At 37.9% G+C, this 12,436-nt stretch carries 11 protein-coding genes; 9 read left to right on the plus strand and 2 right to left on the minus strand.

The window, feature by feature from the left end; all coding sequences use genetic code 11:
• Window positions 1–83: 83 nt before the first annotated feature.
• Window positions 84–1,253, minus strand: coding sequence for an MFS transporter (locus NSQ74_RS13115; RefSeq protein WP_340823862.1), 1,170 nt, complete (start codon window positions 1,251–1,253; stop codon window positions 84–86).
• A 231-nt stretch (window positions 1,254–1,484) separates the two neighbouring features.
• Complete coding sequence (locus NSQ74_RS13120; protein ID WP_340823863.1) at window positions 1,485–2,324, minus strand: MerR family transcriptional regulator; 840 nt, start codon at window positions 2,322–2,324, stop codon at window positions 1,485–1,487.
• Between the two features lie 514 nt (window positions 2,325–2,838).
• Here NSQ74_RS13120 and nusB point away from each other — a divergent pair.
• The 9 genes from nusB to recN all read left to right on the plus strand — a co-directional run bounded on the left by nusB (window position 2,839) and on the right by recN (window position 12,310).
• The gene (nusB, locus tag NSQ74_RS13125) at window positions 2,839–3,219 is read left to right on the plus strand and encodes a transcription antitermination factor NusB (RefSeq protein WP_340823864.1); all 381 of its coding nucleotides are present in this window, start codon (window positions 2,839–2,841) and stop codon (window positions 3,217–3,219) included.
• Between the two features lie 34 nt (window positions 3,220–3,253).
• On the plus strand, window positions 3,254–4,117 hold the full coding sequence (folD, locus tag NSQ74_RS13130) for a bifunctional methylenetetrahydrofolate dehydrogenase/methenyltetrahydrofolate cyclohydrolase FolD (RefSeq protein WP_340823865.1): 864 nt from the start codon (window positions 3,254–3,256) through the stop codon (window positions 4,115–4,117).
• Window positions 4,118–4,570: 453 nt separating this feature from the next.
• Window positions 4,571–5,923: an exodeoxyribonuclease VII large subunit gene (xseA, locus tag NSQ74_RS13135; RefSeq protein ID WP_340823866.1), complete on the plus strand. Its 1,353-nt coding sequence runs from the start codon at window positions 4,571–4,573 to the stop codon at window positions 5,921–5,923.
• Between the two features lie 2 nt (window positions 5,924–5,925).
• The gene (xseB, locus tag NSQ74_RS13140; protein ID WP_173479030.1) at window positions 5,926–6,159 is read left to right on the plus strand and encodes an exodeoxyribonuclease VII small subunit; all 234 of its coding nucleotides are present in this window, start codon (window positions 5,926–5,928) and stop codon (window positions 6,157–6,159) included.
• A 5-nt stretch (window positions 6,160–6,164) separates the two neighbouring features.
• Window positions 6,165–7,046, plus strand: a complete 882-nt coding sequence (locus NSQ74_RS13145) for a polyprenyl synthetase family protein (RefSeq protein WP_340823867.1) — start codon at window positions 6,165–6,167, stop codon at window positions 7,044–7,046.
• Between the two features lie 164 nt (window positions 7,047–7,210).
• On the plus strand, window positions 7,211–9,112 hold the full coding sequence (gene dxs, locus NSQ74_RS13150) for a 1-deoxy-D-xylulose-5-phosphate synthase (RefSeq protein ID WP_340823868.1): 1,902 nt from the start codon (window positions 7,211–7,213) through the stop codon (window positions 9,110–9,112).
• Window positions 9,112–9,930, plus strand: a complete 819-nt coding sequence (locus tag NSQ74_RS13155; protein ID WP_340823869.1) for a TlyA family RNA methyltransferase — start codon at window positions 9,112–9,114, stop codon at window positions 9,928–9,930. The genes dxs and NSQ74_RS13155 overlap by 1 nt, the downstream gene beginning before the upstream one ends.
• Window positions 9,931–10,031: 101 nt before the next feature.
• Complete coding sequence (gene ahrC, locus NSQ74_RS13160; protein ID WP_173479026.1) at window positions 10,032–10,481, plus strand: transcriptional regulator AhrC/ArgR; 450 nt, start codon at window positions 10,032–10,034, stop codon at window positions 10,479–10,481.
• A gap of 137 nt (window positions 10,482–10,618) precedes the next feature.
• A complete protein-coding gene (recN, locus tag NSQ74_RS13165; protein WP_340823871.1) occupies window positions 10,619–12,310 on the plus strand; it encodes a DNA repair protein RecN in 1,692 nt (563 codons plus the stop codon).
• Window positions 12,311–12,436 lie beyond the last annotated feature (126 nt).

Genomic DNA, 12,436 nt, shown 5'->3' on the forward strand with positions numbered 1-12,436 from the left:
AAAAAAGAGGAGCTGCCAGCTTGGTGAACATTTCACCATAGTGGGCAACTCCTTTTTATGTTGTGTATAACTACGCAAACGGATTATAAAGCGATATCTTTTGGTTTCTTCCAGAAAAATGCGAGGATAACACCGAGAACTAAGACGATTGTAGCGAAATAATATGGATAGTTTAAATCAATGTCGAATAACATGCCGCCAATGATTGGTCCAAAAATATTTCCTAGACTTGTGAACATTGAGTTCATGCCTCCGACAAAGCCTTGCTCATTCCCTGCGATTTTTGATAAATAGGAGGTAACAGCAGGTCGGATTAAATCGAAGCCGACAAAAATAAAGAATGTAACAAATAATATTGCGAAATAATGACTAACCATTGTCATCGCAAAGGTCAGAGCGGCAGAAAGTATGAGTGAGTATCGGATAACGTTGATTTCACCCATTTTCTTAGTAAGCCAATCAAATAATAATAACTGCGCAAGCGCGCCAATAATACCACTTCCGGTAATGATAATGGCAATATCTGACGGTGTAAATGCAAATTTATGATCGACGAATAAACTAAAAAGTGATTCGAATGCTGCGAGACCAAATGAAAGGACAAAAATAAGCACAAATGCAATGAAATACAAAGGGCTAAAAATACGCTTTGCACTGCTTAAAATAGAAGGTGCAGCTTCTGTATCATCCATTGCACGCGTAGGTTCTTTTAATAGTGTAAACGACAATAGTGCGGCTATGAAACCGAGTACACCTGCTGCGTAAAAGGGTACACGTGTGCCGTATTCCGCTAAAAATCCACCGAGACCTGGCCCGATAATAAAGCCAGTACTAATGGCTGCACTCATGTAGCCAAGTGCCTTTGGACGCTGTGCCATTGTTGTAATATCAGCAATAAAAGCAGTTACTGCAGGCATGATAAAAGCAGCACTAACACCACCGAGCATGCGTGATATAAATAAAATTTCAATTGAACGACCCATACCGAATAATAGTTCCGAAAGTCCAAAAATAATTAGACCGATAACAATCATAACTTTTCGACCAACTCGATCGACTAGTCTGCCTGCGATAGGCGATACAATAAGTTGAGTAATGGCAAATGCTGCAACCATATAGCCAACGACAGAGCCTGTTATATTCAGTTCATTCATGATAGTTGGCAATACGGGAATAACCAATCCTATCCCTAAAAAGGCAATGAATAAATTGGATAACAAAATAGTTAAGGTTAAAGCTTGTTTCTTGTTCATTTTTCTCTCCTTCAACAGTTCACGATACATGAGATTGATAATCTACTAGATGATTTCCTTCTAATACAATAAACCCTATAGTAACTATAGGGTCAAAAGATTTGTTTTTATTTTTGTATTTATATTCAATGCGCTATTAGTGTGGAAGTAAAACGAAATAGTTATACCGCGTACATCAATTAAATGCCTGTTAAAAAAGGGGTTTAAGCGCAATTGCTAACTAAAAAACTACTATAAAGCATTTTGTCTAATTTTTAATTCGACAATAAATTTCTTTTCACGCTCAGAAGAGATTGTTGCAGGCATATATAATTCATAAACAGTTGATTCAAATGATGCTTGTTGTGAATCAACATATTTTTTAAGCTTTTCATAAAAAGAGAAATACGTATCAGGGTGATAAATAAAAGCGATACATGCATATTTGCCTTCCTGAACAATCGTTTGCTTTACATTAGAAGAAAGTTTAGAAAAAGTTCGTTCAGTTAATAGTGGTGTAAATATTGCATCATAAATAATATCGTTCACATCTGTGTAATGAGCGAGCGGATAGATACATCCATAACGACTATTTAAAACACTTCCTTCATTTTCTATAATTTTTGTTAATGTTCCATAGTACGTATTGGTGCTAGATGTTGGTGTAAGTTCAGTCGTAGTGACCTGTAAAATTGGCATTTCTTCCTCAAAACGTGTGTATACCTCTCCGAAGATAGGAATTTCAATTTGCTCTTGCATCTGTTTTTTCGTTTTCAGCAGGGTATATTTCACTTCGTTGAGTCGTGAAATTTTTTCTTCTAAACGTTGCTCTTGTTGTTCTAAAAAGGCAAGTAGCTCTTCAGATGTCAGCATAAGTGCCTTTTTAATGTCCTCAAGCGAAGTGCCGATATATTTTAGCGATTTAATTATATCCAAATAAAAAATCTGACTATCTTTATAGTAACGGTAATTGCTAGCGGAATCCGTATAAGCAGGTTTAAACAAATCTATTTGGTCATAGTATCGGAGTGTCTGTACAGAGAGATTTGCTAATTTTGCGACCTCACCAATAGTATAATAATGTTCTTTCATAGTTGGCCTCCACTAGAGAATAATGTTGCATTTGCTTTAGTTTATTGATTTTTGAAGATGACAAAACGTTTTGTTGATCTTTTTGGACCTGTATCAATTACATAATTTTATGTAGGATCTAATAATAAGGAAGTCAATAATTATGATGGATAATGTAGACACAGTTTTAAATATTTTCGGCTGAAAATTAAAATGGTTTAGTCACATGGTATAATGTTTCAAATTTTAAGCAGATTGCTTTCGACATGTAGAAAAAAATTCGGGAAATCTAAGATTGTCTTCGATTTTGGGGAACTTTAAATGGTGTTTTTCCGTATAACTAAATGATAGATTTATCAAAGGAAAAATAAAGGTAGCATTTCTTTTTTAAAATATCAATAAAGTTGAAAGTAAAAATAAGTAGAAAGTTGCTTGAAAAAGGTTTCAGATTATTGAAAACTTGCTTGAATTCGTGTTTCTCGTATGAATTTATGCTATTATAAACCTTAATGCCACTTAAGAAGGAGAGCTTTACATGAAACGACATGAAGCACGTGAAAAAGCGTTGCAAGTTTTGTTTCAGCTAGACAATACTGATCTTACAGTCGAAGAAGCAAAAGAACATATTAAAGGTCAACCAACTAATGCTTTCTACGAAAAGATTGTAAATGGAACAGCTGAACATTTAGAGGAAATTGATGCGGTATTAACGCAGCATCTAGAAAAGTGGTCACTTGCCCGTCTACCAAAAATTGAGAGAACAGTTTTAAGACTAGCTGTATACGAACTATTATACATGCAAGAAACACCAAAAAGAGTAGTACTTAATGAAGCAATCGAGTTATGCAAAACATTTGGAGACGATGGATCGTCGAAATTTGTCAATGGCGTACTTTCTAAATTTACAGAACAATAAAAACGTGTTGAATTGGAAGGAGTAACTAAGGTTTATGTCAAGTGCAATTATTAATGGTAAAGAGATTGGTCAAGAAATTCGAAATTCAGTAGCAGAGCGCGTTGCTCGATTAAAAGAGCAAGGATTAACACCAGGCTTAGCAGTTGTTCTAGTTGGGGACAACCAAGCTTCGGCTACATATGTGAGAAATAAGCAAAAATCTTGTGAAGCAATCGGGATGTTTTCAGAGCTAATTAAGCTACCTGAGGAAACTACACAAGAAGAGCTTTTAGTGCAAATTGAATTATTAAATAATCGTGAAGATATTCATGGGATTTTAGTACAATTACCACTGCCAAAACATATTGATGAGAATATTGTTATAGCTACAATCGCTGTTGAAAAAGACGTTGATGGCTTCTCGCCCGTAAGCGTTGGGAAGATGATGCTTGGCCAGGAAACATTTTTACCATGTACACCGTTTGGCGTGATGAAGCTTCTTGAATATTCAGGGATTGAAATCGCAGGTAAGCATGCAGTAATTGTTGGTAGAAGTCATATTGTTGGCAAACCGATGGGCCAACTATTATTACAAAAAGATGCAACAGTGACATATACACATTCAAAAACACCGGATTTACCTTCATTCACAAAACAGGCGGATATTCTAATTGCAGCGGTTGGTCGTGCTAATTTTATTACAAAAGAGCATGTCAAAGAAGGGGCTGTTGTTATTGATGTCGGTATTAACCGTGATGAAAACAACAAACTTTGCGGAGATGTAAACTTTACAGAGGTTGACGGTATTGCATCTCATATTACACCAGTTCCAGGCGGTGTAGGACCGATGACAATCACAATGTTACTCTTCAACACAGTGCAAGCGGCAGAAATAAAACTTGCAAATAAAATGAAGTAATAAATTGAATAGAATCTTTCGTTTGCTTAGAGAGCCATCTCAGTACTTTTGAGGTGGCTCTCTTTTTGCAAAGTACATAGCTGGCTAGTTTTCAATAAGAGAAATTTTTGATAGAGCTTGAGGGAATCGCCTGTAAAAGCAAGCGAATCGCCGGTAGAACAGAGGAAATCGCCGATAGAAGGAAGCAAATCGCCGATAGAACAGAGGGAATAGCCGATAGAATACAACCAATCGCCGATTAATCAAAGTAACTCGCTGAAAAACAGATACATAGTAGCGACTTTAATACGCGCCATGATGGGAATAAATATGTTACAGTATAGTTTTCAAGTAGTATGAAAGATAGTCGTTTTTTCTAGTGAAACTGTATTTTCTCACGTCATGCGCAATAAAAAATGTTATGATAAGTGTAGTTTTGTGAAAAACTTCATTTTAGTAAAGGAGCCGAAAATTATGTCATCAGCTTCTTATTTAACTGTAAAAGCGTTAACAAAATATATTAAACGAAAATTCGATGCAGATCCACATCTGCGTGAAGTTTATGTCAAAGGTGAGTTATCAAATGTTAAAATCCACCAATCCGGGCATATTTACTTTACTTTAAAAGACGATGGGGCACGTATTGCTGCAACTATGTTTAAAACCGCAGCGACGAAATTAGCGTTCGAGCCAAAAGATGGCATGCAGGTATTTATCCGAGGGGATGTAAACGTTTACGAAGGCTATGGTACATATCAATTATATGTGCAGGAAATGCAGCCGGATGGTATCGGTAGCTTGTTTGTTGCCTTTAACCAGCTAAAAGAACAGCTTCAAAAAGAAGGGCTTTTTAAACCTGAATGGAAGCAGCCAATTCCAAAGTATCCTGAAAAAATAGGTGTCTTAACATCCACTACTGGCGCTGCCATTCGTGATATTTGTACAACATTAAAACGACGTTATCCACTTGCTGAAATTATGATTTATCCGACACTTGTACAAGGAGCACAAGCTGCACCGAGCATAGTACAAAATATTGAACGTGCTAATCAAGATGCCTTTTGTGACGTATTGTTAGTTGGACGGGGTGGAGGATCTATTGAAGATTTATGGGCGTTTAATGAAGAAGTTGTTGCACGCGCCATATTTGAAAGTCGGATTCCAATTATTAGCGCAGTAGGGCATGAAACGGATACAACGATTGCAGATTTTGTGGCAGATTTGCGTGCTCCGACTCCTACTGCAGCAGCTGAAATGGCTGTGCCGGATCAGCAGGAGTTATATCAACGCGTACTGACGCAAAAATCACAGCTTCATCAGATTGTAAGGGCGCAACTAATAACAGAGCGACAACGTCTAAATAAGCTACAGCAGTCTTACCCTTTATCGATGCCAGATAGATTGTATCGTCCATTTACAGAACGATTAGCACAGCTTGAGACGACTTTGCAAAAAGCGATGCAGGTTGATTTGATGAAAAAAGACGCTCAGCTTCAAAAATTGCATAGCGCTGTGGAGCAGCAATCACCCAAAAAAGCACTTGTCTTTCATCAAAGGGAGTTGGAACATCGCGTTCAGCAGTTAACACGTTCAGCTTCACAGTATGTGACAAAGCAAAAAAAACAATTTGAGGCGTCTGTGCAAACACTTGAAGCTTTAAATCCACTCGCTATTTTAACTAGAGGATTTACAGTAGCCTACAAAGATGACAAAGTGTTGAAATCGTCTACTGACTTAAAGCGGCAGGATCAACTAACACTGTCCTTCCACGATGGAAAAGTAATTGCCGAAGTGACAAATGTCTTGCCAAATAATAAGGAGGAATAGAGATGGCGAAAAAGCAACAAACCTTCGCAGAAGCAATGACGGCACTTGAAGAAATAGTCCGCCAATTAGAACAAGGTGATGTACCATTAGAAAATGCGATTGATTTATATAAACAGGGCATGGAGCTTTCGCAATTTTGCCATAGTAAACTACAGCATGCCGAAGAACAATTAATTTCAATTGTCCAAGAGACAGGTGAAACAACAGCATTTGATCCGCTAAAGGGAGAGAACTAGTTAAAATGAACGAACAATTAAAACATTTTATTCAAAGCAACACACCACAAGTAGAAGCTGAAATGTTTGCACTTGTTGAAAAAATTGACGCACCGGCCAATTTAAAGGAGTCGATGCTATATTCATTAAAAGCAGGAGGCAAGCGTATTCGCCCGCTGTTTGTATTAGCAGTTTTAGAACAATACGGTAAAGACATAAAAGCAGGGCTAACAGTTGGTGCCGTTATTGAAATGATTCATACGTATTCTTTAATCCACGATGACCTACCAAGCATGGATAACGATGATTTCCGTCGTGGCAAGCCGACCAATCATAAAGTATTTGGAGAAGCGCTGGCAACACTTGCAGGTGATGCATTAAATACACTTGCCTTTGGCATTTTAGCACGTATGGAGCTTTCTGCAGAGCAACGAATTGAACTTGTAAATCTTCTAAGCATCGCAGCTGGTGCCGAAGGGATGGTTGGCGGTCAAGTATTGGATATGGAAGGTGAGCAACGTCAGCTTAACCTAACTGAACTAGAGCATGTCCATGTTAATAAGACGGGTGCACTATTAAGATTTAGTATTGAATCAGGTGCAGTTCTAGCCAATGTATCACAAGAAGATCGAGCTACTTTAAAGGAATATGCGCATCACATCGGCCTAGCCTTCCAAATTCAAGACGATATTTTAGATATAGAAGGAACAACGGAGGAATTAGGCAAAACTGCAGGTAAGGATGTGGCTAGTGATAAAAGCACATACCCTGCATTATTAACCTTAACGGGTGCTAAAGAAAAACTTGCTGACCATTATCAGCTCGCAATAACAGCGCTTGATAAGTTACAAGGAGATGTAAGCTTACTGCGTGAGTTTGCGGCCTATATTGTTCATCGTAAAAACTAAGAGAAAAAATGGGCTTTACAGGTCAAGAATATGCTAGAATAGGTGGGGACGTTTGCCAATAGGCAAACAAAAAAGTGTTCGTACTTTTAGCATATGGATAACACTGTTATAATGGTGGAAACACGATTGCGGTGAATAATTTATTGAAAAGGTGTGTGAGAAAGGTGGATTTAAACAACATTTCTAGTCCATCCTTTTTAAAAAACTTAGATAAGAGAGGGCTTGAACAGCTTGCAAAAGAGATTCGAACTTTCTTAATCGAAAAATGTTCTGTCACAGGTGGTCATATCGGGCCGAACCTAGGTGTTGTGGAGCTTACAATTATGCTTCATAAAATGTTTGACAGTCCAAAAGATAAGTTTTTATGGGATGTTGGCCACCAAGCTTACGTGCATAAAATTTTGACAGGTCGTGCGAGTCAATTTGACACATTACGTCAGTTCAAAGGGCTTTGTGGTTTTCCAAAGCTTGTGGAGAGTGAACATGATGAATGGGAAACAGGTCATAGCTCGACATCTTTGTCAGCAGCCATGGGTATGGCAGCAGCACGTGATATAAAAAACGAAAAAAACTTCGTCGTACCGATTATTGGGGACGGTGCTTTAACAGGCGGTATGGCGCTTGAAGCTTTAAATCATATTGGGCATGCAAAAACAAATATGATTGTCATTTTAAATGATAATGAAATGTCCATAGCTCCGAACGTTGGAGCATTACACAACGTATTAGGACGTTTACGTACTGCTAAAGAATATTCAAAAGCAAAAGAAGAGCTAGAATCGTTAATCAATAAAATTCCTGTTCTAGGTGGCAAGCTTGCTTCTACAGCTGAACGTTTGAAAGACAGTTTGAAATACTTAGTAGTTTCTGGTGTCTTTTTTGAGGAATTAGGTTTTAAATATTTAGGTCCTATTGATGGGCACGACTTTGAAGCGCTTGAAACAACATTATCATATGCTAAAAAAGTAAAAGGTCCAGTTCTTGTTCATGTCATTACAAAAAAAGGTAAAGGCTACAAACCAGCTGAAGACGATACAATCGGCAACTGGCACGGAACAGGTCCATATAAAATGGAGACTGGTGCATTTGTAAAATCAGAAACAAAAGGTCCTGCTTGGAGTAGTTTAATCGCTGAAACTGTGCGTAAAATTGCGCATGAAGATGAACGAGTTGTGACAATCACACCAGCAATGCCTGTTGGTTCAAAATTACAAGGCATTCAAAAAGATTTTCCAAAACGCTTTTTTGATGTGGGCATAGCGGAACAACATGCTGCAACAATGTCTGCAGGTCTTGCTACCCAAAAAATGAAGCCGTTTTTAGCTATTTACTCAACATTTTTACAACGTGCTTATGACCAAGTACTTCATGATATTGCGCGTCCAAATTTGAATGTCTTTATCGGGATTGACCGTGCCGGCTTAGTTGGTGCAGATGGTGAAACACATCAAGGCGTCTTTGATATTGCATTCCTTCGTCATATTCCAAACATGACGATTATGATGCCAAAGGATGAAAATGAAGGTCAGCATATGGTGAAAACAGCTATTGATTATAATGGAGGTCCGATTGCTCTTCGCTATCCACGTGGAAATGGGATAGGTGTCCCGTTGGATGATGAGCTTATGGCTTTACCAATTGGAAGCTGGGAAGTATTACGTGAGGGGAAAGAAGCTACCATTTTAACATTCGGTACAACCATTCCTATGGCAATGGAAGCAGCACATATGCTAGCTCAACAAGGCATAGAAATCGAAGTAGTGAATGCACGTTTTATTAAGCCAATGGATGAGGATATGCTGCATCGCATATTTACTAGCAATAAGCCAGTGCTAACGATTGAAGAGGCAGTATTACAAGGTGGCTTTGGTAGTGGTGTATTAGAATTTGCACATGACCATAGTTATTTAAATGCAATAATCGATCGAATGGGCATACCTGATCAATTTATCGAGCACGGAAATGTAGACCAACTGCTTGAGGAAATTCATATGACAGCAGAAGATACAGTGGCACGTATGCAAGTGTTACTACAACAAAAACAGCAAGTAGGTTTAAATAAATAATGACAAAACAACCGAAAGAACGTGTAGACATTTTACTTGTTGAGCGTGGACTATGTGAAACACGTGAGAAGGCAAAAAGATCCATTATGGCAGGTCTTGTCTTTTCCAACGAGATACGTATCGACAAAGCAGGAGAAAAGATCGCAATCGATGCTCCGCTACAAGTAAAAGGTTCTGATTTAAAATATGTGAGCCGTGGTGGCTTGAAGTTAGAAAAAGCTTTACAAATTTTTGATATGTCTGTAGAGGGGAAGCTGATGCTTGACATCGGCTCTTCTACAGGTGGGTTTACAGACTGCGCCTTACAAAATGGTGCTAAACATTGCTATGCCCTAGACGTAGGTTCGAATCAGTTAGCATGGAAAATTCGTTCTGATGATCGTGTAACGGTTATGGAAAAAACAAATTTTCGTTACACAACTGCTGCTGATTTAACAGAAGGATTACCAGAGTTTGCAACGATTGATGTCAGCTTTATCTCTTTATCATTGATTTTACCAGTACTAAAAACGGTATTAATGCCAGGTGGCGATGTAATGGCCCTTGTTAAACCTCAGTTTGAAGCAGGTAAAGAAAATGTAGGTAAAAAAGGCATTGTCCGTGATAAAAAGGTACATCTCGATGTTTTAGAAAAAACAGCTGCTATGGCAACGAAAGTTGGCTTTGTGGTAAAAGATGCTTCTTATTCTCCGATTACAGGTGGGGAAGGAAATATTGAATTTTTATTCCATCTAGTGAATCCAATTGCTGATGAAGTTATCCCGCCATATACAGCTTTTAATGCACTCGTCGAAGAAGCGCATAGTGCACTAAAATAACACGTGCTCAGTAAGTAGAGCCGTGTTTTTTCTTGTGCTTTTATGCTGGAGATGGTAGTGTAATTATACAAATATTTAACTATTTATAAGAGGTGAACGATATGAATAAAGGACAAAGACATATACGTATTCGAGATATTATTGCGAATCACGAAATCGAAACGCAAGATGATTTAGTCGATTTTTTAAAGGATGCGGGCTATAATGTGACACAAGCAACCGTATCGCGAGATATTAAAGAACTGCACTTAGTTAAAGTGCCTTTGCAGGATGGACGCTATAAATATAGCTTACCCGCAGACCAACGTTTCAATCCAGTTCAAAAATTACATCGTGCGCTAGCTGATGCTTTTGTGAGCATTGACGGTGCATCGCATTTTTTAGTCATGAAAGCACTTCCGGGTAATGCAAATGCAATTGCTTCATTACTTGATCATTTAGATTGGCCAGAAATTTTAGGTACAATTTCTGGAGATGATACAATTTTAATTATTTGTCGCGATGAAGGTGAACGAGAAAATACAAAAAATCGCTTATTAGACATGCTTTAATACTGTAACTTTAATCGAACGAATTTGATTGCTACCAGATGCTTGATTTTTCCCGTTATTGTTGTTGAGGTGGGTATTTTTGCATCTGTTAGTACGAATTTCAATAGCAGTTGAATTTAATTCAGAGGTGACAATTTGTGTTAAGAGAGCTTAGTATTCGAAATTTTGCCATCATTGAGGATTTAACGGTTAGTTTTTCAGATGGTCTAACTGTGTTGACAGGAGAAACCGGTGCTGGTAAATCCATAATTATTGATGCGGTACATTTACTTGCTGGTGGTAGAGGCAATTCGGAATTTATACGTCATGGTGCTAAAAAAGCTGAGTTAGGTGGACTATTTCACATTTCAAGTACTGCACATCCTGTATATAAGAAGCTAGAGGAAGCAGGCATTGAAATTGAAGAAGATTCCATTATTTTGCGTCGAGACTTAAATGATTCTGGCAAAAGTGTATGTCGGGTTAATGGCAAATTAGTGCCTTTATCGGTTTTACGTGACATTGGAGCAAGTCTTATTGATATTCATGGACAGCATGAAAACCAAGAACTTATGGATGAAAAGCAACACATTCATTTACTCGATCAATTCGCAGAAGAGCAACTATCACCAATTCTTGAAAAATACAGTAAACAATATAACGAATATCGTGCATTGAAAAAAGAATTAGCTACAATTTCTATAGATGAGCAGTTAATGGCCCAGCGTATTGATTTGTATCAGTTCCAAATGAAAGAACTCGAGGATGCAAATTTAAAGCTAGGTGAAGAAGATGAGCTTCTTGATGAACGTCGCCGTCTTATGAATTTTAATAAAATTTTTGAACGCTCAAGTGCTGCTTATGAAGCGATTCAAGGTGAAACAAAGGGTCTTGACTGGATAGGTACAGCCATGGGAGCGCTAGATGATGCTGCGATGATTGACGAGCAGTTTAAAGAGGCTTCTGAGTCGGTAACAACAGCCTTTTACGCATTGCAGGATGCAGCATATCAAGTGAAAAATGTTTTAGATGAGCTAGAATTTGATCCAGCACGTTTAAATGAAGTAGAGCAACGTCTGGCGCTGTTCCAAAACTTAAAGCGTAAATATGGCTCAACTGTTGAGGAAATGATTGCCTATTACGAAAAAATTAAAACAGAGCTAAGCGAGCTTTTAAATCGCGATGAAATTTTACAAGTAAAAGAACGAAAAGTACTTGAGATGGAAGTCATATTAGGCGAGCTTGCTGAAGAACTTTCACATGTTCGAAAAGAAGCGGCAAATGACTTAAGTGAAGCCATTATGGCAGAGCTCCGTGAATTACATATGGAAAAAGCGAAATTTATCGTAAATTTTGATGTTTTACCTTATTTTGATGTAAATGGTAAAGATCAAGTTGTTTTTTATATTTCAACGAATGTCGGCGAACCACCAAAATCGTTACCGAAAATTGCTTCTGGTGGAGAACTATCACGTATGATGTTAGCACTAAAAACGATTTTCTCTTCTTCAAATGGCGTTACGTCCATTATTTTTGATGAAGTGGATACAGGAGTAAGTGGTCGTGTCGCGCAAGCGATTGCAGAAAAAATTGCAGCAATTTCTGTTAATTCCCAAGTGTTGTGTATTTCGCATCTTCCACAAGTGGCAGCAATGGCCGACCATCATTACTTTATTAAAAAAGAGGTTGAACATGATCGCACATTTACATCATTGGCTGAAATCGATACCCATGCACGTATTGAGGAAGTGAGCAGAATGATGTCAGGTGCAGAAATTACCGAATTAACTTTACAGCATGCGACAGAATTGTTAAAAATGGCTAACGAACGAAAAAAACAAATGCGTTAATTTTATGAAGAATCCAGAGGCAGGTCAACTGTTTCTGGGTTTTTTTCATTTTGCGCAAATATTTACCGCTTATAAGAACGGTACAACAACACATAGTATAAAGACAAAATTCAAAAGGAGGTGTCG

This window comes from Lysinibacillus sp. FSL W8-0992 (assembly GCF_038008685.1).
Lineage (GTDB): Bacteria > Bacillota > Bacilli > Bacillales_A > Planococcaceae > Lysinibacillus.

Coding starts and splice junctions, on each gene's coding strand:
- nusB (WP_340823864.1), top strand. CDS start 2,839: ATGAAACGACATGAAGCACGTGAAAAAGCGTTGCAAGTTTTGTTTCAG.
- xseA (WP_340823866.1), top strand. CDS start 4,571: ATGTCATCAGCTTCTTATTTAACTGTAAAAGCGTTAACAAAATATATT.
- NSQ74_RS13115 (WP_340823862.1), bottom strand. CDS start 1,253: ATGAACAAGAAACAAGCTTTAACCTTAACTATTTTGTTATCCAATTTA.
- NSQ74_RS13120 (WP_340823863.1), bottom strand. CDS start 2,324: ATGAAAGAACATTATTATACTATTGGTGAGGTCGCAAAATTAGCAAAT.
- ahrC (WP_173479026.1), top strand. CDS start 10,032: ATGAATAAAGGACAAAGACATATACGTATTCGAGATATTATTGCGAAT.
- xseB (WP_173479030.1), top strand. CDS start 5,926: ATGGCGAAAAAGCAACAAACCTTCGCAGAAGCAATGACGGCACTTGAA.
- NSQ74_RS13145 (WP_340823867.1), top strand. CDS start 6,165: ATGAACGAACAATTAAAACATTTTATTCAAAGCAACACACCACAAGTA.
- folD (WP_340823865.1), top strand. CDS start 3,254: ATGTCAAGTGCAATTATTAATGGTAAAGAGATTGGTCAAGAAATTCGA.
- NSQ74_RS13155 (WP_340823869.1), top strand. CDS start 9,112: ATGACAAAACAACCGAAAGAACGTGTAGACATTTTACTTGTTGAGCGT.